At 69.2% G+C, this 20,768-nt stretch carries 22 protein-coding genes and 1 tRNA gene; 13 read left to right on the top strand and 10 right to left on the bottom strand.

Going from position 1 to position 20,768, the window contains the following annotated elements; all coding sequences use genetic code 11:
- Positions 1 to 3: 3 nt before the first annotated feature.
- Both QRN16_RS07420 and QRN16_RS07415 read right to left on the bottom strand, forming a co-directional pair.
- Positions 4 to 621 (bottom strand): hypothetical protein, encoded by a 618-nt coding sequence (locus QRN16_RS07420; protein ID WP_285185402.1) that lies wholly within the window; start codon positions 619 to 621, stop codon positions 4 to 6.
- A gap of 235 nt (positions 622 to 856) precedes the next feature.
- Positions 857 to 1,096: a hypothetical protein gene (locus tag QRN16_RS07415; protein WP_027505874.1), complete on the bottom strand. Its 240-nt coding sequence runs from the start codon at positions 1,094 to 1,096 to the stop codon at positions 857 to 859.
- Between the two features lie 141 nt (positions 1,097 to 1,237).
- On the opposite strand from QRN16_RS07415, the gene QRN16_RS07410 reads away from it, so the two are divergent.
- Together QRN16_RS07410 and ilvA are read left to right on the top strand one after the other, a co-directional pair.
- Positions 1,238 to 1,672, top strand: coding sequence for a nitroreductase family deazaflavin-dependent oxidoreductase (locus tag QRN16_RS07410; protein ID WP_027505875.1), 435 nt, complete (start codon positions 1,238 to 1,240; stop codon positions 1,670 to 1,672).
- An 85-nt stretch (positions 1,673 to 1,757) separates the two neighbouring features.
- The gene (ilvA, locus tag QRN16_RS07405) at positions 1,758 to 3,089 is read left to right on the top strand and encodes a threonine ammonia-lyase IlvA (RefSeq protein WP_285185398.1); all 1,332 of its coding nucleotides are present in this window, start codon (positions 1,758 to 1,760) and stop codon (positions 3,087 to 3,089) included.
- Position 3,090: 1 nt separating this feature from the next.
- On the opposite strand, the gene QRN16_RS07400 is transcribed toward ilvA, so the two are convergent.
- A complete protein-coding gene (locus tag QRN16_RS07400; RefSeq protein ID WP_027505877.1) occupies positions 3,091 to 3,657 on the bottom strand; it encodes a TetR/AcrR family transcriptional regulator in 567 nt (188 codons plus the stop codon).
- An 89-nt stretch (positions 3,658 to 3,746) separates the two neighbouring features.
- On the opposite strand from QRN16_RS07400, the gene QRN16_RS07395 reads away from it, so the two are divergent.
- Positions 3,747 to 5,351, top strand: a complete 1,605-nt coding sequence (locus QRN16_RS07395; protein WP_285185396.1) for an MFS transporter — start codon at positions 3,747 to 3,749, stop codon at positions 5,349 to 5,351.
- On the opposite strand, the gene treZ is transcribed toward QRN16_RS07395, so the two are convergent.
- Positions 5,327 to 7,105, bottom strand: a complete 1,779-nt coding sequence (gene treZ, locus QRN16_RS07390) for a malto-oligosyltrehalose trehalohydrolase (RefSeq protein ID WP_285185393.1) — start codon at positions 7,103 to 7,105, stop codon at positions 5,327 to 5,329. The two genes, QRN16_RS07395 and treZ, sit on opposite strands and share 25 nt — an antisense overlap.
- A gap of 114 nt (positions 7,106 to 7,219) precedes the next feature.
- Here treZ and QRN16_RS07385 point away from each other — a divergent pair, with 114 nt between their 5' ends.
- From QRN16_RS07385 to QRN16_RS07375, 3 genes are all read left to right on the top strand, one after another.
- On the top strand, positions 7,220 to 7,894 hold the full coding sequence (locus tag QRN16_RS07385) for an LON peptidase substrate-binding domain-containing protein (protein WP_222637780.1): 675 nt from the start codon (positions 7,220 to 7,222) through the stop codon (positions 7,892 to 7,894).
- Positions 7,895 to 8,004: 110 nt separating this feature from the next.
- On the top strand, positions 8,005 to 9,645 hold the full coding sequence (gene pgm / locus QRN16_RS07380) for a phosphoglucomutase (alpha-D-glucose-1,6-bisphosphate-dependent) (protein ID WP_285185390.1): 1,641 nt from the start codon (positions 8,005 to 8,007) through the stop codon (positions 9,643 to 9,645).
- Positions 9,642 to 10,967: an MFS transporter gene (locus QRN16_RS07375; RefSeq protein WP_081821272.1), complete on the top strand. Its 1,326-nt coding sequence runs from the start codon at positions 9,642 to 9,644 to the stop codon at positions 10,965 to 10,967. Before pgm ends, QRN16_RS07375 begins: the two co-directional genes overlap by 4 nt.
- Here QRN16_RS07375 and QRN16_RS07370 read toward each other — a convergent pair.
- Positions 10,908 to 11,660, bottom strand: a complete 753-nt coding sequence (locus tag QRN16_RS07370) for a VIT1/CCC1 transporter family protein (RefSeq protein ID WP_373428384.1) — start codon at positions 11,658 to 11,660, stop codon at positions 10,908 to 10,910. The genes QRN16_RS07375 and QRN16_RS07370 overlap by 60 nt on opposite strands.
- A gap of 111 nt (positions 11,661 to 11,771) precedes the next feature.
- Between QRN16_RS07370 and QRN16_RS07365 the strand changes: the two genes are divergently transcribed.
- Both QRN16_RS07365 and QRN16_RS07360 read left to right on the top strand, forming a co-directional pair.
- Positions 11,772 to 12,530 (top strand): DsbA family protein, encoded by a 759-nt coding sequence (locus QRN16_RS07365; RefSeq protein WP_027505882.1) that lies wholly within the window; start codon positions 11,772 to 11,774, stop codon positions 12,528 to 12,530.
- Positions 12,531 to 12,623: 93 nt separating this feature from the next.
- Positions 12,624 to 12,696, top strand: a tRNA-Ala gene (locus QRN16_RS07360).
- An 85-nt stretch (positions 12,697 to 12,781) separates the two neighbouring features.
- On the opposite strand, the gene QRN16_RS07355 is transcribed toward QRN16_RS07360, so the two are convergent.
- A complete protein-coding gene (locus tag QRN16_RS07355) occupies positions 12,782 to 13,126 on the bottom strand; it encodes a histone-like nucleoid-structuring protein Lsr2 (RefSeq protein WP_027505883.1) in 345 nt (114 codons plus the stop codon).
- 288 nt (positions 13,127 to 13,414) lie between these two features.
- Between QRN16_RS07355 and QRN16_RS07350 the strand changes: the two genes are divergently transcribed.
- Positions 13,415 to 14,215: an N-acetylmuramoyl-L-alanine amidase gene (locus QRN16_RS07350; protein ID WP_502943984.1), complete on the top strand. Its 801-nt coding sequence runs from the start codon at positions 13,415 to 13,417 to the stop codon at positions 14,213 to 14,215.
- Between the two features lie 96 nt (positions 14,216 to 14,311).
- A complete protein-coding gene (locus tag QRN16_RS07345) occupies positions 14,312 to 15,319 on the top strand; it encodes a CobW family GTP-binding protein (RefSeq protein ID WP_027505884.1) in 1,008 nt (335 codons plus the stop codon).
- On the opposite strand, the gene QRN16_RS07340 is transcribed toward QRN16_RS07345, so the two are convergent.
- From QRN16_RS07340 to QRN16_RS07330, 3 genes are read right to left on the bottom strand one after another with little or no spacing between them, the layout of a single operon-like run.
- A complete protein-coding gene (locus tag QRN16_RS07340; protein ID WP_204868029.1) occupies positions 15,316 to 15,729 on the bottom strand; it encodes a molybdenum cofactor biosynthesis protein MoaE in 414 nt (137 codons plus the stop codon). The two genes, QRN16_RS07345 and QRN16_RS07340, sit on opposite strands and share 4 nt — an antisense overlap.
- Positions 15,726 to 16,748, bottom strand: coding sequence for a bifunctional molybdenum cofactor biosynthesis protein MoaC/MoaB (moaCB, locus tag QRN16_RS07335; protein ID WP_285185367.1), 1,023 nt, complete (start codon positions 16,746 to 16,748; stop codon positions 15,726 to 15,728). Before moaCB ends, QRN16_RS07340 begins: the two co-directional genes overlap by 4 nt.
- Positions 16,745 to 17,950 (bottom strand): molybdopterin molybdotransferase MoeA, encoded by a 1,206-nt coding sequence (locus QRN16_RS07330; RefSeq protein WP_222630635.1) that lies wholly within the window; start codon positions 17,948 to 17,950, stop codon positions 16,745 to 16,747. Before QRN16_RS07330 ends, moaCB begins: the two co-directional genes overlap by 4 nt.
- A gap of 89 nt (positions 17,951 to 18,039) precedes the next feature.
- Here QRN16_RS07330 and moaA point away from each other — a divergent pair, with 89 nt between their 5' ends.
- Genes moaA through QRN16_RS07315 form a run of 3 tightly spaced genes read left to right on the top strand, consistent with a single transcriptional unit; the run spans position 18,040 to position 20,112 of the window.
- On the top strand, positions 18,040 to 19,104 hold the full coding sequence (moaA, locus tag QRN16_RS07325) for a GTP 3',8-cyclase MoaA (RefSeq protein ID WP_222630637.1): 1,065 nt from the start codon (positions 18,040 to 18,042) through the stop codon (positions 19,102 to 19,104).
- A 4-nt stretch (positions 19,105 to 19,108) separates the two neighbouring features.
- On the top strand, positions 19,109 to 19,354 hold the full coding sequence (locus QRN16_RS07320) for a MoaD/ThiS family protein (protein WP_231476463.1): 246 nt from the start codon (positions 19,109 to 19,111) through the stop codon (positions 19,352 to 19,354).
- 2 nt (positions 19,355 to 19,356) lie between these two features.
- The gene (locus QRN16_RS07315; protein WP_027507051.1) at positions 19,357 to 20,112 is read left to right on the top strand and encodes a fructosamine kinase family protein; all 756 of its coding nucleotides are present in this window, start codon (positions 19,357 to 19,359) and stop codon (positions 20,110 to 20,112) included.
- Positions 20,113 to 20,114: 2 nt separating this feature from the next.
- Here the strand turns inward: QRN16_RS07315 and QRN16_RS07310 are convergent, their stop codons facing one another.
- Positions 20,115 to 20,711, bottom strand: coding sequence for a TetR/AcrR family transcriptional regulator (locus tag QRN16_RS07310; RefSeq protein ID WP_027507050.1), 597 nt, complete (start codon positions 20,709 to 20,711; stop codon positions 20,115 to 20,117).
- Between the last annotated feature and the right edge of the window lie 57 nt (positions 20,712 to 20,768).

The following is a 20,768-nucleotide window of genomic DNA, read 5'->3' as shown; positions in this document are numbered from 1 at the left end:
GCCTCACCGTCTGACGACGGCCGACCGCTCGACGGCTGCCGCGAGGTAGGCATCGGGCTCGACGCCGAACGGGTTGTCCCGCAAGCCCTCCGCGATGACGTCGCGGTAGCGGTCGGCCGGCACTCCGCGTTCTCGCACGTGGCTCGACGTCAGAGTCATCGCCGGGACGCCGTCGATGTCGTCCAGGCGCAGCGCCGCGTCGTACTTGCCGCGGTGCGGCTCGGGCGACACCTCGACCGGCAGCAGCGCCCACGCTCCCGGCCGTGTCGGTAGGGACGCGCGGACGTCGAGTGTCTGCTCCGTCTGCGCGTTCTCCACAGTCGCGATGTGGTCGAGGGCGGCCCAGTCGAGCAGGTAGGCACGGGCGATGCTGTCGGAGTCGGGGGAGGGTGTGAGCGAGAGGAACGCGGACGCGCCGGTCCACCGGGCCGAGACGCCGGCGAAGTACACCGCGTGCGGCACGGTGATCCACCGGTGTTCGCGAGGAAGCGAGAGTGTCCGCGGGGCGGCGTGCGCACCGAATCTGCTGTCGGCCGCGGAGCCGCCCAGGTAGGCGTCGAGGCGTGCGGGCAGGGTGTTCGAGCCGTAGCCGACGTACCAGACGAGTTCGTGACCGTTCACAGGAACGGACGGTACCGTCGGATCGTCACGTCGAACTCGACCGAGAGGGATGATCCCATGATCACGAACTTCATCAACGCCGTGCTCGAACTCGTCGGTGGCATCGCCGCCGGAAGCAGCGGTCTCTACCTGGCCCCCGGTGTCCTGCCGTTCGGTTCCTGACATACGGCCGGACCACACGAACGCCGACGGGGCGCCCACGTGGAGTGGGCGCCCCGTCGGTGTCTGTCCGTGATCAGTGTCGGGTGCGGAACCGCTCGGTCGCGCCGAGGGCCCACCACAGCGTCACGCCGACAGCGGCGGAGGTGAGGACTGCCGTCTGCATGCTGACTGTCAGTGCGAGAGCGGCGAAGAGGATGACGGCGACCATGATGCTCTCGAGCTTGTAGAGCGGCCAGTCGGTGCCGGCCACGTCCACGGTACGAACGCTCGTCGAGTGCCGCGGGCGTGTGAACTGCAGGTCGACCGTGGTCATATTCGCCTCCCGAACCATTCGTGTTCCGTGTGCCGTGCGTTGGTCCCCAGGCTACACGTACATGGAAGTTAGGGCGACCGAAACCTCCTGATCACCCTGCGGATGGTTGCCGGAGACCGCCGAGGTGTGTGTACTGGGACCATGCCGCTGCACGGAGAGTACGAGCCGAGTCCGTCCACCTGGGCCGCCGATCAGGCCGACCTGTACGAGAGCTCGGGAGGGACCGAGGGCACCGAGATGCGGGGGATGCCCGTCATCCTCCTCACGACCATCGGGAACAAGACGGGCAAGCTCCGTCGGACCCCTCTGATGCGCGTGGAGCACGACGGTGCGTACGCCGCCGTCGCGTCGCTCGGCGGCGCGCCTAAGCACCCCGTCTGGTACTTCAACGTGCTCGCGAACCCCCACGTCGAACTGCGGGACAAGACCGAGAAGTGGGACATGGTCGCGCGCGAGGTCCACGGCGAGGAGAAGGCGCAGTGGTGGGAGCGCGCGGTCGCGGCCTACCCCGACTACGCGGACTACCAGAAGAAGACCGACCGCGAGATCCCTGTCTTCGTGCTCGAGCGGGCCTGAGCGCTGATTCGTCACCCCCGCCGGCGGCCGCTCCGCAGGTGAGGGTGGGTCGGTGGTCGTCGCACCACCGTGGCAGCATGTCCGTGTGACCGAGACGACGAGCCGTACCGACGCCGCTGCGCCGACCGCAGACGACATCGATGCCGCGGCCGTCCGGCTGCGGGACGTGGCCACCCGCACCCCGCTCGAGTTCTGCGAGCGGTTGTCCGAGCAGACGGGTGCGCGGATCCACCTCAAGCGCGAGGATCTCCAGCGCGTGCGCTCGTACAAGTTGCGCGGCGCGTACAACCTCATGCTGCAACTCGACGACGACGAGCGCGCGGTCGGTGTCGTGGCGGCGAGCGCCGGCAATCACGCGCAGGGTGTCGCGTTCGCGTGTCGGGCGCTCGGCATCCGCGGTCGCATCTACGTGCCGACCAACACCCCGAAGCAGAAGCGCGATCGCATCGCCTTCCACGGCGGCGACATGGTGCAGGTCATCAGCGTCGGCTCCACCTTCGATGCGGCCGCGGCGGCCGCCCTCGCCGACGTCCGCACCACCGGGGCCACCATCGTGCCGCCGTTCGACGACCCGAGAACCGTGGCGGGACAGGGAACCATCGCCGCGGAGATCCTGGAGCAGCTCGGTGCCGCTCCGGACGTCGTCGTGGTCGCGGTGGGCGGTGGTGGGTGCATGACGGGCATGTCGGCCTACCTCGCCGAGCGGTCGCCGAACACCTCCGTCGTCGGTGCGGAGCCCACCGGCGCCGCATCCATGGCGGCGGCGCTCATGGCCGGCGGCCCCGTCACACTCGACGAGATCGACCCGTTCGTCGACGGCGCCGCCGTGCGCCGGATCGGCGATCTCCCGTACCGGGTCGTGTCGTCGCTCGGCGCGACCGTCGCCTCGCATGCCTCGGTGACGGTCGGTGCGGGCCACGACGGACGCGGGTCGGTGGTGATCACGCAGGTGGACGAGGGTGCCATCTGCACCGCGATGCTGGATCTGTACCAGAGTGAGGGCATCATCGCCGAACCCGCCGGAGCGCTGTCGGTGGCCGCGCTGTCGCAGATCGACATCCCGGCCGGCTCGTCCGTCGTGTGCCTGATCTCGGGCGGTAACAACGACGTCTCGCGCTACGGGGAGATTCTCGAACGGTCGCTCGTGCACAAGGGGCTCAAGCACTACTTCCTCGTCGATTTCCCGCAGGAGCCGGGCGCACTGCGCACGTTCCTCGACGTCGTTCTCGGTCCGGAGGACGACGTGACGCTGTTCGAGTACGTCAAGCGCAACAATCGCGAGACGGGTGCCGCGCTGGTGGGTATCGAGCTCGGTTCGGCCGCGGGCCTGTCGTCCCTCCTCGAGCGGATGGAGACGTCGCCGATGCACGTCGAGCATCTCGAGCCCGGGTCTCCCGCATACCGCTACCTGACCTGAGTCATCCGGCCGACCCCTGACCGCTCGGGTCGACACTGCTCGAACCGCCACCGAGGAGCCGTTCGACCACGTCACGGTGCAGGTCGGGCGGTGTGTGGGGGAGGCCGAGCAGCGCGGCGAGATAGATGCCGTCGCCCACCAGCCGCACGATCTCGGCCTGCACCGGATCGGTCACCTCGCGCTGCAGCGCGCGGTCCCACATGCCCATGACGTCGATGACGGCCTGCTGCACCTCGCCGGGTCTGCCGTCGATGCTGCGCAGCGCGGCGAGAGTGGAGCGGTAGAGCGCCACCTCCTCGGCGGACGAGGCGTCCGGTGGCTGGAGATACCACTGCGCCAGCGAGGTGCCGGCGGCCTCCGCCTCGACGCGTTGGACGTCGGATCGTTCACCGAGGCGACGCACCAGCGCGGCCATCATCGCGTCCTTGCTGGGGAAGTGGTACAGCAGACCGCCTTTCGAGACGCCGGCCCGAGAGGCCACCGCCTCGAGGGTGGCCTTGTCCGTGCCGTCGTCGAGGAGCAGCGTCTCGAGGGCGTCCAGGATGCGGTCGCGTGTGTCGGCTGCCATGACACGCACTGTACCGGCCGGACGGTTGTTGCTACGCTGTCGGTGTCCGTCGACTGTACCGTCCGGACGGTAAACGAAAGAGGTGCCTCGTGTCCGTGTCCCCGGCAGCGTCCGTGCAGCCGAATCCCGACGATCTCGTACCGGCCGGCGCCACCCGCCGCGACTGGCTCGGTCTGGTGGTGCTGGCCGGTGCCGTGATGCTCATCGCCGTCGACGGCACCGTCCTCGACATCGCGCTGCCGTTCCTCAGCGCGGATCTCCGCCCGAGCAGCACCGAGCTGCTGTGGATCATCGACGTCTACTCGTTCGTCCTCGCCGGCCTGCTGGTCACCATGGGCACCGTCGGCGACCGCATCGGACGACGGCGGTTGCTCCTGATCGGCGCGGTCGGTTTCGGGCTGTCCTCGGTGCTCGCCGCCTTCGCGGTCGACCCCGCGATGATGATCGCGGCCCGTGTGCTGCAGGGCATCTCGGGTGCCACGTTGATGCCCGCCACCCTGGGCCTGATCCGCACGATGTTCCAGGTGCGCCGTGAACGCACGCTCGCGATCGGTGTCTGGGGTGCCATGGCCGGCGGCGGCGCGGCGGCGGGTCCTCTGGTGGGCGGGTGGCTTCTCGAGCACTTCTGGTGGGGCTCGGTCTTCCTGATCAACGTGCCGATCATGATCGCGCTGGTCGTCGTGGGTCCGTTCACCATCCCGGAGTCCAAGGATCCGGAACCGGGCCGATTCGACGTACCCAGCGCCGCGCTGTCGATCCTGGCCATCGTTCCCGTCGTCTACGCGATCAAGGAGACCGCGGCTCACGGGCCGCACCCGTCGATGATTCCGGTCGCGCTGGTCGGTCTGGCCGCGGGCACCGTCTTCGTCCGCCGGCAGGGCCGACTCGCCGCTCCGATGATCGACCTGACGCTGTTCGCGCAGCGTCGCTTCGCGACGGCCGTCGCGACGAACCTGCTGTCCGTCTTCGCGCTCGCGGGAGTGCTGTTCTTCGGCTCGCAGTACCTGCAGTCGGTTCTCGGCACGTCCCCGCTGGAGGCCGGTCTGATCATGCTGCCGGGAACGGCGACGAGCATCGTCGCGTCGCTCGCCGCCGCACATCTCGTACGCCGCTGGGAGGCGGGCACCGTTCTCGCCGTGGGACTCGGGGTCTCCGCGGCGGGGGCACTGCTCCTGACACGTCTCGGTCAGACCGACGGCATCCCCGTGTTCATGGCGTCGTTCGTCCTGGTCGGTGTCGGCGCGGGCCTCGCGCTGACGCTGACGTCGGATCTGGTGGTCGCCTCGGTTCCCGCGCCGCGCGCCGGCGCAGCGTCCGCGATCTCCGAGACGGCGTACGAACTCGGGATCGCCCTCGGCGTCGCGTTGCTCGGTTCGGTGGTGATGGCCGTGTTCCGTGGCGGTATCGACACGTCGGCGCTCGACCCGGACACCGCGTCGGGTGCCCGCGAGACCATCGGCGAGGCGGTCTCGCTCGCGCGGACGCTACCGGCGGAACTCGGTGACGCTCTGACCAGTTCGGCAGGCGCCGCCTTCGTCGACGGGATGCACGTCGCGGCGGTGGCCACCGCGATCGTGCTCGCCGCCAACGCTCTCCTCGTGGTTCTGGCTCTGCGTGGCTCGGACGCCGGCGACGCGCGGTCCGAGCCGGAAAGTCACTCCAGCAATACTCACTCCAGCACGACGAAGGAGTGACCCGGAACGGTCGTCGCCGACGCGGTCGCGTTCGGCGTCGGCTCGTCCCACCACAGCAGCGGTGAGCCGCCCACCGGCACTGTCACCGGCGAGTCGGTGAGGTTGCACGCGATGCTCAGACCACGGCCCGCGGTGGGGTGCGCCCGGTGGATCACGATCCATCGGGCGTCCTCGTCGTAGTCGACGTGCACGCCGGTCAACCACGGGTTCGTGATCTCGGTGCGCTGGGCGCGCAACGCCAGAAGTGCTCGGTAGCAGTCGAGTACGCGGGCGTGATCACCCTCGGTGACCTCGTCCCAGTTCAGCTTCGAGTTCTCGAACGTCGCGGGATCCTGCGGGTCGGGGATGTCCTCGCTGTCCCACCCGTGGGACGCGAACTCGGCCTTGCGGCCCTTCGCGGTGGCCTCACCCAGCTCGGGTTCGGGATGGGAGGTGAAGAACTGGAACGGGGTGGAGGCGTCGAACTCCTCACCCATGAAGAGCATCGGGGTGAAGGGGGACAACAGGATCAGCGCCGCCTTGACCGCCAGCTGCCCCGGCGTGAGTGAGAAGCCGGGACGATCGCCGATTGCGCGGTTGCCCACCTGATCGTGCGTCGTGGTGTACGCGACGAGCGAGCTCGCCGGGAGCACCCGTCGGTCCAGGGGTCGACCGTGCACGCGGCCACGGAAGGTCGAATACGTCCCGGCGTGGAAGAAGCCCTGCGTGATGGTGGTCGCGAGGCACTGCATCGAGCCGAAGTCACCGAAGTAGCCCTGACGTTCGCCGGACACCGCTGCGTGCACGGCATGGTGGACGTCGTCGTCCCACTGGGCAGTGAGGCCGTACCCGCCGCCCGCCCGGGGAGTGATGAGCGTCGGGTCGTTGAGGTCACTCTCCGCGATCAGGCTAAGGGGTCGACCGACGTGCGCCGACAGGGCCTCGGTCTCCACGGCGAGCTGCTCGAGGATGTGGGTGGCCGTGGTGTCGGCCAGGGCGTGCACCGCATCGAGACGGAGCGCGTCCACGTGGAACTGCTCGAACCACCGCAGTGCGTTGTCGATGATGTAGCGACGCACCGTGTCCGACTCCGCGCCGGCCACGTTGACCGTCTGTCCCCAGGAGTTCGCACCCTCGGACATGTACGGGCCGAACTTCTCGAGGTAGTTGCCCGACGGACCCAGGTGGTTGTAGACCACGTCGAGCGTGACGGCCAGCCCCCGGGCGTGGCAGGCGTCGACGAACCGCTGGAAACCTTCCGGACCGCCGTAGCCCTCGTGGACGGTGTACCAGAGGACGCCGTCGTAGCCCCAGTTGTGTGTCCCGTTGAAACCGTTGACGGGCATGACCTCCACGAACGTCACGCCGAGGTCGACGAGGTGATCGAGTCGGTCGATCGCCGCGTCGAACGTCCCCTCCGCGGTGAAGGTGCCGATGTGCAGTTCGTACAGCACGCCGCCCGCCAGCGGGCGACCCGTCCACGCGTCGTCGGTCCACGCGAAGGTGTCCGCGGAGTACAGCGCCGACGCCTCGTGCACGCCGTCCGGCTGCCGCGGCGAGCGCGGATCCGGGATCACCGCATCGTCGTCGTCCAGGACGAAGCCGTACCGGGCACCGTCGGCGGCGGGCACCTCGGCGCTCCACCACCCGTCCTTCTCGGTCATCGGGTGCAGGTCGCCGTCGAGGTGCAGTCGGACCCGCTCGGGTGTGGGTGCCCAGACCGCGAACGTCCGGGGTCCAGTGGTGCGGGAAGCGGCGCGAACCGGAGTGCTCATGGACGCATCCTTACCCAGTAGCCGGGCCACCGACACCGGACCGGCGGGGGAGTTGCACCACACCCGGGTCGTCGGGTTCTGTCGCGGTGGTCGCGGTGAGTGCATGCTGGTGGTGTGGACGACGACATGCACGCCCGGTCCGACGACATCTACGAGCTCCCGATGTTCCCGCTCGGCTCGGTGGTACTTCCGGGGGACGACGTGCCGTTGCACGTGTTCGAGCCCCGCTACCGCGCGATGGTGCAGCACTGCCTGGACACCGAGTCGCACTTCGGGGTGGCGCTCATCGAGCGAGGCCACGAGGTCGGCGGCGGGGACGTGCGCGGCGTGGCCGCAGTGTCGACCCGGATCGACCGCGCCCTCCCCACACCGGACGGGCGCTTCGTGCTCGAGTGCCGCGGAGTCGACCGGATCCGCGTGCTGGAGTGGCTGCCGGACGATCCGTACCCGCGGGCGCGTGTCACCGCCTGGCCCGATCTCCCGGCGGGCGACGAATCGCTGGACGAGGTGTACGACCTCGTGCAGGAGCGCACCGACCGGCTGTTCGAGATCCTGACCGGGATCGCACGCTCGCGTGATCTGCCCACACCCGAGGCGCCACGTGTCGACGCGGACGGAACGCGCTCCGGCGCCGAGGTCTGGGAATTCGCGTCGTCTCTGCCGCTCGGCTCGTCCGATCGCGCGAAGGTGCTCGCGGCGGAGACGGTCGGACGACGACTCCACGTCCTCGCGACCGCCCTCGAAGACGTCATCGCGATCGCCGAGTTCTCCGCGCTGCCCGATCTCTGACCGTCCGACGACGCGGTCGGGGTCTCGATCCGACAGTCGTGGTCCGCGGTCGTTGCTCGCCCACTAGGGTTCTCGGGGCGGGGGTACGCAATCGACACAGGAGGACCCGAGTGGCTCACGAGCGAGCGGGACAACGGGCACAGGCATCGGATCTGGTCGATCTGTCGCATCTGGTGACGGCCTACTACAGCGTGAAGCCGGACGTCGAGAATCCCGATCAGCAGGTGGTCTTCGGTACCTCCGGACATCGTGGATCGTCCCTGGACGGCGCCTTCAACGAAGACCACATCGTGGCCACGACACAGGCCATCGTGGAGTACCGGTCCGCGCAGGGCACCACGGGACCGCTCTTCCTCGGTCGCGACACCCACGCGCTCTCCGAGCCCGCGTGGGTCACCGCCGTGGAAGTTCTCGCGGCCAACGACGTTGCGGTGCTGGTGGATTCGGCAGACCGCTACACGCCCACCCCGGCGGTGAGCCACGCGATCCTGCGTCACAACGCCTCGGGTCCGTCGGCGCTCGCGGACGGCATCGTCGTCACGCCGTCCCACAACCCGCCGCGCGACGGCGGTTTCAAGTACAACCCGCCGAACGGTGGACCCGCCGACAGCGACGCCACCTCCGTGATCGCGGCGCGCGCCAACGAGATCCTGCGCTCCGGTGTGTCGTCCGTGAAGCGCGTGTCTCTGGCGTCGGCACTGGCCGGGTCCGTGCAGAAGTACGACTTCCTCACCAGGTACGTGGACGATCTCCCGTCCGTCGTCGACATCGATGCCATCCGGTCCGCGGGTGTGCGCATCGGCGCCGATCCGCTGGGCGGTGCGAGCGTCGACTACTGGGCGGCGATCGCCGAGCGACACCGCCTCGATCTGACCGTGGTCAACCCGCTCGTCGACGCGACATGGCGGTTCATGACCCTGGACACCGACGGCAAGATCCGGATGGACTGCTCGTCGCCCAACGCGATGGCGTCGTTGATCGGCGCCCGGCACGACTACGACGTGTCGACGGGCAACGACGCCGATGCGGACCGGCACGGCATCGTCACCCCCGACGGCGGACTGATGAACCCGAACCACTACCTCGCGGTGGCGATCGACTACTTGTTCTCGCACCGGCCGGGATGGCCCGCCGAGGCGGCGGTCGGCAAGACCCTCGTCAGTTCCTCGATGATCGACCGCGTCGTGGCCTCGCTCGGTCGCACCCTGCTCGAGGTGCCCGTGGGGTTCAAGTGGTTCGTGCCCGGTCTCGTCTCCGGTGAGATCGGGTTCGGCGGCGAGGAGAGCGCCGGCGCCTCGTTCCTACGGACGGACGGATCCGTCTGGACCACCGACAAGGACGGCATCATCCTGGCCCTGCTCGCCTCCGAGATCACCGCGGTGACCGGGAAGACACCGTCGACCCGCTACCGGGAGCTCACCGAGCAGTTCGGTGACCCGTCCTACGCACGCACCGATGCGCCCGCGACGCGCGAGCAGAAGGCCGTGTTGGCGAAGCTGTCGGCGGAGCAGGTCACCGCGACCACCCTGGCGGGGGAGGACATCACCGCCACGCTCACCTCGGCTCCCGGCAACGGGGCGGCTCTGGGCGGACTCAAGGTCACCACGGACAGCGCCTGGTTCGCCGCTCGGCCGTCGGGTACGGAGGACGTCTACAAGATCTACGCCGAGTCCTTCCGCGGTGCGGAGCACCTCGCCGAGGTGCAGAGCGCCGCACGCGATCTCGTGTCGTCCGTCCTGACCGGGGAGTGAGCGCCGCAGCAGGGGCCGGTGCCGGGACGCGGGGGACCGCCCCCGATCCCACCCGCGACATCTGGATCCTCGTCTCGGCCGCGTTCGTCATCGCACTCGGCTTCGGCATCGTCGCGCCCGCGCTCCCGGGGTTCGCGCTCGCCTTCGGGGTCGACGAGTTCGCGGTCACCGTCATCATCAGTGCCTTCGCGGCGACACGGCTGATCTTCGCGCCCGCCAGCGGATCGCTCGTGCAGCGCATCGGCGAGCGCCGGGTCTACCTCACCGGTCTCGTCGTCGTCGCGGTGTCGACCGGGTTGTGCGCACTGGCCCAGACGTACTGGCAACTCCTCCTCTTCCGGTCGCTCGGCGGTATCGGGTCCACCATGTTCACCGTGTCCGCGCTGGGACTGCTCATCCGGATCGCCCCGCCCGATCGCCGCGGGCGCGTCTCCGGCATGTACGCGTCGAGCTTCCTGGCCGGCACAGTCCTGGGCCCGTTCGTGGGCGGCATCGTGCTCGGTGTCGGAGGTCTGCGGGCGCCGTTCGTCTTCTACGCCGTGACGCTGGTCGCGGCCGCCGCCGTCGTCGCGGTGGGCCTGCGAACACCCGCCGCGACCACGGAGGCCGATCGGGACGCGGCGGTGGTGCTGCGGTTCGCCGACGCCCTGCGCTCCCCGACGTACCGGTCGGCCCTGCTGTCCAACTTCGCCAACGGATGGGCGGTGTTCGGCGTGCGCACGGCCATCGTGCCGCTGTTCGTCGTCGCCGCGCTCGGACGCAGCGATTCCATGGCCGCCGTGGCCCTCGCGGTGTTCGCGGTGGGCAACGCGGTGGTGTTGGTGCCGGCGGGGCGATGGTCCGATCGGTACGGGCGCAAGCCGTTCCTCGTCGCCGGGCTCCTGCTGTGCGGCGCATCGACCGCGACCATGGGCATCTCGGGATCGACGGAGGTGTTCCTCGTGATCACCTTCGTCGCCGGGCTCGGGTCCGGGCTGATCACGCCGACCCAGCAGGCGGCGGTGGCCGACATGATCGGCTCGCGCGCCCGCGGAGGCCCCGTCCTCGCCGCATTCCAGATGGCCATGGACGTGGGCTCGGTCATCGGGCCGCTGGTCGCCGGTGTACTCGTGACGGAACTCTCCTACGCGGCCGCGTTCGGGACCTCGGGTGCCATCCTGCTGATCGCCGCGGTCGGTTGGATGGTGGTACCCGACACGCGGTCCGGGCGGGTGTCGCTGACCGGGAAGCCCAGCGCGGTGACGATCGATCCGGACGGCGACTCAGGCGGTGCCGACACCGATGAGGGATCCGACGGCGTAGGTCGCCGCGACGGCGAGTGAGCCGAACAGTAGTTGGCGGAGCGCTCCGACGACGGTCGACCGCGAGGTGAAGTGCGCGGCGAGCGCGCCCGCGATCATGAGGCCCACGGCGCCGCACGCGAGCCCGAGGGCGAGGACGTCCGATCCCAGCAGGAACGGTATGAGCGGAATGATCGCGCCGATCGAGAACAGGACGAAGGACGATCCGGCCGCCACCCACGGTGACGGCTTCTCGGTGGGGTCGACACCCAACTCCCGCGAGATGTGCAGATCCACGGCACGATCGGCGTCCGTGTGGATCTCGCGCGCGGCGACCGTGGCCGTCTCGGTCGACATGCCCATGTCGGTGAGCATGCCCACCAACTCCGCCTGTTCGGCCTCCGGGTACTTCGTGAACGCGGCGCGCTCGGTGGTCACCTCGGCATCGATCTGCTCGTTCTGGGTGGACACGGACGTGAACTCGCCGAGTGCCATCGAGAACGCTCCCGCGACGAGGCCGGCGATGCCGCTGAGGACCAGCGTGTGCGTCGAGACGCCCGCACCGCCGACTCCCGCGATGAGCGAGGTGTTGGTCACCAGTCCGTCCATGGCCCCGAACGTGGCGGCCCGGAGCCAGCCTCCCGAGACGTCGGCGTGTGTGTGATCGATGTCGTGGGGCAGGCCGGGCCCTCCCTCGACGGGCACGGCGGACGCCTGCGGATCACGGGGCTCGATGTGGGTCACGGGGCGAATGTACGCGCGCCGGAACGTCTCTACCAGCAAGCATTGGCATACCTGACATCCAGTTCTCAGCACACTGTCAGTCGCGCGTGACACAGTATTCGCGTGAATGCCTCGAAATCGTCGTCATCGAAATCGTCGAGCAAGTACACGCCACAGAAGTCGTCGAGCACGTCGACCTATGTTCTGGGCGGTCTCGCTCTCCTGGTCATCGCGGCCGTCGTCATCGGCGGAGTGTTGTGGCAGAACTCCCGCAGCCAGCCGCGCGCCGACGGATACGGGTCCGTGCAGAATGCGGCGGTCACCTCCTCGGTCGACGACGACGGCGTGGTGCGGCTGGGTCTCCCGGAGGCGACACGCACGGTCGACATCTACGAGGACGCGATGTGCCCGTACTGCGCCGAGTTGGAGAACACCTACGGCCAGGAACTCGCGCAGAAGATCGACGAGGGCACCATCGCGGTGCGCTATCACATGCTCGACTTCCTGAATCAGTTGTCGCCCAGCGGTGACTACAGCACCCGTGCGGCCGCCGCATCGCAGTGCGTCGCCGCCACGGGCGACGGGCCCGCCTACTCAGCATTCCACTCGGCCCTGTTCTCGCCGGACTTCCAGCCGGAGGAGAAGGGCAGCGCGGACCACACCGCCGACGAGCTCGCCGCCCGCGCCACGGAGGCGGGAGCCTCCGACGAGGCGGCACAGTGCATCACCGACGGAACGCGAGTGGCGGACGCCGCCACCGACGCTGCGACGGGAAGCGCGGCGCTCGCAGCTGCCGGCGCGCGAGGCACTCCCACCGTCATCGTGGACGGCGCGATCGTCGACACCACCACCAACTCCGCCTGGGTGTCCGATCTCGGCTGACGCTGATTTGGACCTCGTCGAACCGATGGTGTAACTTCGGTCGAGCGTTCTTCGAGCGGTGCGAAACACTCTTTCTCACGGTCAGAAGAGCACGGGGCTATGGCGCAGCTGGTAGCGCACCACACTGGCAGTGTGGGGGTCAGGGGTTCGAGTCCCCTTAGCTCCACCGAGTAACAGCTCCACCGAAGTTGGCAGACACGCGAAAGGCCCCGTACCGGTCAGGTACGGGGCCTTTCGCGTGTGATGTGGTGTCAGTGCGCTGCGTCGTACGCGCTCTGCACCTCGGAGGGAATGCGCCCGCGGCTCGACACCGTGAATCCCGCGTCCACGGCCCATTCGCGCACGGCCCTGGTCTGTTCGGGACTGCGTCGTCCCATCGGCTTCGTGCTGCGTCGTCCGCTGTGCGTTCCGGCCGACACCTTCGCCGCGTGCTCGATGTAATAACCCAGAACACGTCGGAACTCGGCGGCATTGTCGGGCCCGAGGTCGATCTCGTAGTGCGTGCCGTCGACCGCGAACGTGATGTGTTCGCCGTCGTCCTCGAGAGGTGTTCTGTCGATGTCGTCGACCAGCTGAACAACGACCTTCTTCGCCATGTCTTCTGCTTTCGTCGCTGAGCTCGGTTAATCACGCTTTGCCGAGACCATACCGTGTGAACCGCCCTTCCAATTCGGTCGGGGGCGCCGCGATACACGTCATTTTCTCGGGGCGCGGAGCCATTGTGCACGGATATCGCGATTCACGCTGTCCGGACTCGCGAACGGTCACGACGGGGTCACGGACGGCTACCGATCATCACACGTTCAACCAATTCGCCGTGCCATTCTTGGAAATCGCGAGAACATCGTGTCGGCGCACGTGCGCCGAGGTGGGAAGTGGGGCGTATGCGATCGTCGGTTGCACGACACTGTGGTGTCTCGATCCTCGCGGTCGCACTGGTCTCCGTGGCGGTCCCGCCGGGGGCCGCTGCGATCCCGGTGACACCGGACGCACCGCTCGCGGGCACCGTGATCTTCCTCGATCCCGGACACCAGGGAACGGGCCACGGGGAGAACCTCGCAGCGCAGGTGGACGACGGCCGGGGCGGTACGAAGGACTGCCAGACGAGCGGGATGACGGCGCTCGGCGGAACGCCGGAACACACCATCGTCTGGGACGTGTCGCAACTGGTGGCCTCGCGCCTCGAGAGTCTGGGTGCCGAGATCGTGCTGAGCCGGCCGGACGACACGGGATGGGGTGGGTGCGTCACCGACCGTGCGCGGGCGGCGAGTGCATCGGGCGCCGCGGTGGCGGTGAGTGTTCACGCCGACTCCACCTCACTCCGGTCCGACGACGCGCATCACGGATTCCACGTCATCGTCCCGGCGCTGCCGGTGCCGTCCGCCGACGTCGACGAGGTGCAGTCCGGTGAGGGACGGCGTGCATCCACCGCCATGCGGGACGCGTACGAGCGAGCCGGATTCACACCGGCGAACTATGCGGGGGTGGACGGGCTGCAGGTGCGATCCGACGTGGCCGCCCCCGCTCTCACGACCGTCCCCGTCGTCTTCCTCGAGATGGGCAACGGGTCGAACCCGTCGGATGCCGCCGAGCTCGAGAGTGCCGAGGGTCGCGCGTCCCATGCGGCGGCGATCGCGACCGGGATCGTGGATTTCGTGGCGGGAAGGCCGGAGGCCGGTCGGTGAGGGCGGGAAGGCCGGAGGTCGGTCGGTGAGGGCGGGAAGGCCGGAGGCCGGTCGGTAGGGGCGGGAAGGCTGAATCGGCTGACGTACCCTGACGCGGTGTCTCGCAGCGCTGTTCCGGTCGTCCTCGTCGCCGGGTACCTCGGATCCGGTAAGACGACGTTGCTCAACCATCTCCTCCGCCGCAATCACGGCATTCGAATCGGTGTGGTGGTCAACGACTTCGGCGCCGTGGACATCGACTCGATGCTGGTCGCCGGGCAGGTCGACTCGATGATCACCCTGGGCAACGGCTGTCTGTGTTGCGCCGTCGACACCGAGGATCTCGACGAGATGTTCGGAGCCCTCACCGCGACCAGTGCCGCCGTCGACGCGATCGTCGTCGAGGCCAGCGGTGTGGCGGAGCCGCGTGCTCTCATCAGGATGGTCGTCGCGAGCACCGACTCGCGGATCCGGTACGGCGGCATGGTGATGGTCGTGGACGCCCTGCACGTACTCGAGTCGACGGCCCGGCACCAGCACCTCGCTCAGCATCTCGGACTCGCCGACCTGGTGGTGGTGAACAAAGCGGATGCGGTGGGACCCGGACGCATCGACGAGGTGCTCACGCTGGTGCGCGACGCGGCTCCCCCTGCCCCGACGGTGGTGACGTCGCACGGAGCCGTGGACGTGTCGCTCCTTCTCGATCCGCCGGAGCGCCCCGACGACGGGCCCCGGCAACTCGCGCTCGACGATCTGTTGCGGGAGCAGGACGATCCCCACGACCACCTGCACGCGAGTTACGAGACGTTCAGCGTCGAGACCAGCGACTGCCTCGATCCGCGGGCGTTCTTCGAGTTCCTCGAGAACCCGCCGCCGGGGCTGTACAGATCCAAGGGATTCGTTCGATTCGGCCGTGGCGCGGCGCGATTCGTCGTCCAGACGGTCGGCGTCCACATCGACGTCGAGACCGCCTCGTCCCGTGGAGACACCGCGCTGGTCTTCATCGGCTCGGGACTCGACGTCGCGGCGGCGCGTGCCCGGATCGAGGCGATGATCCGCACCGAGAGTGCGACCGACGCAGAATCACTCGTGGTGCACAGGTTCCTGCGCACCAGCGACCGCTAGAGCCCCACCCACTCGCTGGTGCCGCCGGGGAACTGCTGGCGCTTCCAGATCGGCACCTCGGTCTTGATGCGATCGACCAACGCCTGCAACGCTGCGAATGCTTCGGCGCGATGGGGAGACGCGACCGCGGCGACGAGAGCGGTGTCACCGATCGTCAGGTCGCCGACGCGGTGCACGGCCGCCGTCGGCAGGCCGGACGACGCGGCCGCGTCCTCGCAGCAGCGACGCAGGAACTTCTCGGCGTCGGGGTGGGCTCGGTACTCGAGTGCCGACACCGACTCGCCGTGGTCGTGGTCGCGGACGACTCCCCAGAACACCAGCACGGCACCGTGTTCAGGACCCGAGACGGCGTCGGAGACCTCCGCCGGATCGATCGGATCGCTCGAGATCCGGGCGAGAACCGTTGTCATTCGTGAGCACCGCCTCCGCGTACCTGGGCGACGAGATGGTCCACGATCGGATCCAGCACCGTCAGTCCGTCCTTCACTCCGCCGGGTGATCCGGGCAGGTTCACGATCACTGTCTTCCCAGCGACGCCCACCAACCCGCGGCTGATCGAGGCGTGCACGGTGGCTGCCAGTCCCGTACGTCGGATCTCCTCCGCGACGCCGGGTAGTTCGCGGTCGAGCAGTGGCCGGGTGGCGTCGGGTGTGGCGTCGGTGGGGGAGACGCCCGTGCCGCCGGTGCTGATGATCAGGGCGGGTCCGCCGGTGAGGGCGTCTCGTAAGCCCGCGGCCACGTCGGCGTCTGCCACCACGAGAGGTCCCCGAACGTCGAAACCGCGGTCACCGAGCCACGACACGATGCGCGGTCCCGTGGTGTCCTCGCGCGTCCCGGCTGCGCCGCCGGTGGACGCGACGACGACGACCGCAGTTCGATCACCGAGAGGCGTTGCTGTGGAGGAGGTGTCGGGCTGGTGGTCGTCGCGCGTCCACACACCGCGCTTGCCACCCTCCTTGCGGATCAGACGCACCGACTCGATCGACGCTGCCGGATCCACGGCCTTGACCATGTCGTGCAGCGTGAGCCCGGCGATGGACACCGCCGTCAGTGCTTCCATCTCGACGCCCGTCCGCCCGGTCGTGACGGCTGTGGCCTCTATCGTGATCGTGTCGTCGGTGAAGCCGAAGGACACCGCGACCGAGGACAGCGGAAGCGGATGGCACAGCGGAATGAGATCGGACGTCCGCTTCGCTCCGGCGATGCCGGCGATGCGCGCGGTCGACAGGACATCGGCCTTCGGCATGCCGTCGGCACGCACCAGGGCGATCACGTCCCGAGTCGTCCGCAGGGACCCGGCGGCGACCGCGGTGCGCGTGGTCTCGCTCTTCCCGCTGACGTCGACCATGCGGGCCCGGCCGTCGGAGTCCAGGTGCGAGAGCCCCGTGGAGGAACTCCCGGACGAGTGCGCAGCGGATGAATCGTTCACAGCGGCCACACTCGCACACTGTTGCCCGCGGGCACCTCGACGGTGTCCGCGGGGACGTCGACCAAAACATCGGCGGCGGCCATCGACACCACCAGGTGCGACCCCGGTCCGGACGACACCACGACGCCGGTCTCTGTGAGTCGGCCCCGCAGGAACTGACGCCGTCCGGGCAGGGATCGGACTGCCTCGTCGGCGATGCGCTCGGTGACGGTCGCGTCGGGGAGGCCCGAGAGCCTCCGGATCGCCGGACGGGCGAAGACGAGGTAAGACACCAGGGTGCTCACGGGATTGCCGGGGAAGCTGATCACCGGGGTGCCATCGAGGTCGGTCCACCCCTGCGGCCCACCGGGCTGCATCGCGACGTGGGTGAAGGTTCCCCCGCGGGGGCCGAGCACGTCCCGGACCACCTCGAAGTCGCCCATCGACACACCCCCCGAGGTGATGATCACGTCCGCGTTCTCGGCGGCCTCGGACAGCATCGCGGAGAACTCGTCGGCGGTGTCGGTACTGCGGCCGCGGAACGTCACCACGGCGCCGTCCGCGGTCACCGAGGTCGCGAGCGTGAGACCGTTCGAGTCGTACAGCTGACCGGGTCCGAGTGCACTGCCCGCCTCGACGAGTTCGGCGCCGGTCGCGATGACCGCGACCCGCAGCCGGGGGCGGACGGTGACGTCGGATCGGCCGACGGCCGTGAGAGCGCCGAGGTGACGGGGGCCGAGCGTCGTGCCGGCTGTGACGACGACCGACCCCGCCGCGATGTCGCTGCCCTGCTCCCGCACGTACTCACCCGAGCGCCGTGAGCCGAGGACGCGGACACCGTCCCCGTCCATCTCGGTGTCCTCGACGGGTATCACCGCGTCGGCGCCCTCGGGTACCGGAGCGCCGGTCATGATCTTGCGTGCCGTGCCCGACCGATGCCGTTCGTCCCCGGCATCGCCGGCGGCGAGAACGCCGGTGACCGGCAGTGTGACCGGTACGCGGGCAACCGATTCCGCGTCGACCGCGTATCCGTCCATCTGGGAGTTCCGGAAGTTGGGGACGTCGATGAGGGCCTCGATGTCCGCGTGCGTCACGCGGCCGAGCGCATCGGTGAGCGGAACCGTCTCCGGGGGGCGAGCGGACCACGCGCGGGTGATCATCTCGTCGATCCGAACGGCGTGATCCTCGACCGAGCGTGCCGACGTCGTGTGCGCATGGCCCATGCGGTCATCCTAGAGCGGGAATGAGGACGGTCGGGTTCCCGTTGCCCCGAACGGGCATACTGACGTGAACGGCGAGTGGAGGTGATCGAATGACGACTGTGAGCATGGGAATTCCCAGCCTGCCCGGTGTCGTGCGCGCGCCGTCCATGGTCGGCCGTCCGGACGTTCCGCACCTGCTGGACAGTTTCGGTCGCATCGCGCGGGACCTGCGCATCTCGGTCACCGAGAAGTGCTCGCTGCGATGCACCTACTGCATGCCGGCCGAGGGGCTGCCGAACCTGGAGTTCGAACAACTGCTCACCGCGCAGGAGATCGCCCGCCTCGTCGGCGTCGCCGATCGACTCCTCGGTGTGCGCGAGGTCCGCTTCACCGGCGGCGAGCCGTTGGTCCGCAAGGACATCGTGGACATCATCGCCCTGACCTCTCAGCACGCACCCGGTGTCGAACTGTCGATGACCACCAACGGCATCGGCCTCGAACGCCGAGCGGAGCGTCTTCGCGAGGCGGGTCTGACCCGGGTCAACGTCTCTCTCGACACGATCGACCGCAAGCACTTCGCATCGTTGACCCGGCGGGACCGGTTGCCCGCCGTGCTCGGCGGCATCGACGGGGCCCTGGCGGCCGGACTGACGCCGGTCAAGATCAACGCCGTTCTCATGCGCGAGACTCTGCACGGCGCTCAGGACCTGGTGCAGTGGTGCCTGGACCGAGGTGTCGATCTGCGGTTCATCGAGCAGATGCCGCTCGACGCCGACCGGGAGTGGGCGCGCTCGACGATGGTGTCGGCGGCGGAACTGCTCGATCTGCTCGGGGAGCGGTTCACGCTCACCGAGATCGGCCGCACCGATCCGTCCGCGCCCGCCGAGGAGTGGACCGTGAACGGTGGCCCCGCCACGGTGGGCATCATCGCCTCGGTCACCCGGTCCTTCTGCGCCGACTGCGACCGGACCCGGTTGACGGCGGAGGGGACCGTGCGGTCCTGCCTGTTCAGCGACTCCGAGACCGATCTGCGGGTGGCGTTGCGCGGGGGTGCGACCGACGAGGAGATCGCGGACCTCTGGCGTGGAGCGATGTGGAACAAGTGGGCCGGCCACGGGATGGAACGTGAGGACTTCGTGCCGCCGGAACGCTCGATGGGTGCCATCGGTGGTTGAGTCCGTGACTGTGGACGTGCGGTACTTCGCGGGGGCCGCGGACGCTGCGGGCACCACGCAGGAGTCGTACGACCTGAGGGTCGGCGCGACCGTGGCGGACGTGAAGTCGGCGCTGCGTGGACGCCACGGGCAGAAACTGAATCGTGTGCTGGACGTGGCGGTGTTCCTCATCGGCGACGAGATGGTCCGCGACGAGGCCTACCCCGTCGGTTCCCGGATCGACGTCCTCCCGCCCTTCGCCGGCGGCTAGAGATGGCGTTCGTCAAACGGCGTGAGGACGCGCATCCCGACTTCTTCGCCGCCGAGGCTGCAGGTCTGCGGTGGCTCGCCGACGGGGGAGCGCCTACGGTCGACGTCCTCGAGGTCGCGACCGACCACATCGTTCTCGAACGCCTCGACTCCGTCCGGCCGACGCCGGACGCTGCTCGCCGCTTCGGCGCACTGCTCGCCCGCACCCACGACAGCGGTGCCCCCCGGTTCGGCTCGCCGCCTGCAGGTTTCGACGGAACGCTGTTCATCGGATCGCGCACCATGTCGTCGGTGGAGCACGACCGCTGGGGTGAGTTCTACGCGCAGGAACGGGTGCTGCCGTATCTCCGTGTCGCGGTCGACGCCGGCACGGTCACGCGGGACGAGGCCGACCTCGTGGAGCGTGCCTGCTCCGTCGTCGCGGACGGGTCGTTCGACTCGACCGACCCTCCGGCGCGTCTGCACGGCGACCTGTGGACCGGCAACGTGCTCTGGACGCCCGGCGGCGTGACGCTCATCGACCCCGCGGCGCACGGCGGACACCGCGAGACGGACCTCGCGATGCTGTCTCTCTTCGGCTGTCCGCACCTCGAGCACCTTCTCGACGGCTATCAGGAGCAGCACGAGCTCGCTCCGGGTGCCGAGGAACGGGTGCCTCTGCATCAGCTGCATCCCCTCGCCGTGCACGCGGCGGGTCACGGCCGGAGCTACGGCGTGGCACTGGCCGACGCCGCGACGCGAACCCTCGCGCTGGCCTGAGGTCAGGCGGAGGCGATGCGGCGGGCGAGATCCTCCCAGCCGTCGGCGAGGCGCTCGGTGGTCATTCCGGCGTCGCGTTGCAGGTGCAGCACCAGAGTGGCCTCGAGCGGGGCGAGCAGCGCGTAGGCCAGCAACGTGACATCGCCCGACACGCCGATCTGCCGCAGCAGTGTGCTCACGTGGGTCAGGCCGACCGCGTGGGCGGGCGCGGAGAAGCGCGAGACGGGCGAGTTCTCGGCTGCCCGCAGCACCTCACCCTGCACGGCGACCAGGTCGAGGCGGGCACGGCCGAACGCGACGAGTCGATCGAGCGGTGGTGCGCCGGGGCCCAGCGGGGGAGGACCGAAGAGGAAGGCCTGTTGGAGTTCGGTCTCGGTGTGGTCCAGAAGAGCGAACATCAGACCCGCACGACTGCCGAACCGACGGAACACGGTGCCCTTGCCCACACCTGCGCGGGCTGCCACGGCGTCCATGGTGACGGAGTCCGCTCCGCGCTCGTCGACCAGCCCGATCGCGGCGTCGAGGAGCAGACGGCGGTTGCGCGCGGCGTCGCAGCGCTCGCTGTCGTCGGCCGCCATCGGCAGAGGGGCATGTGTCACACCGTCAGGATAGCGCGTCACGGAAGAAAGTGGACTACGGTCCGGTTGTAGATCACG

Origin of the sequence: Rhodococcus sp. MEB041, from assembly GCF_030208955.1 — a bacterium.
GTDB lineage: Bacteria > Actinomycetota > Actinomycetes > Mycobacteriales > Mycobacteriaceae > Rhodococcoides.
Note: the sequence above shows the minus strand (reverse complement) of the source record. Positions and strands in the feature narration are given on the sequence as shown.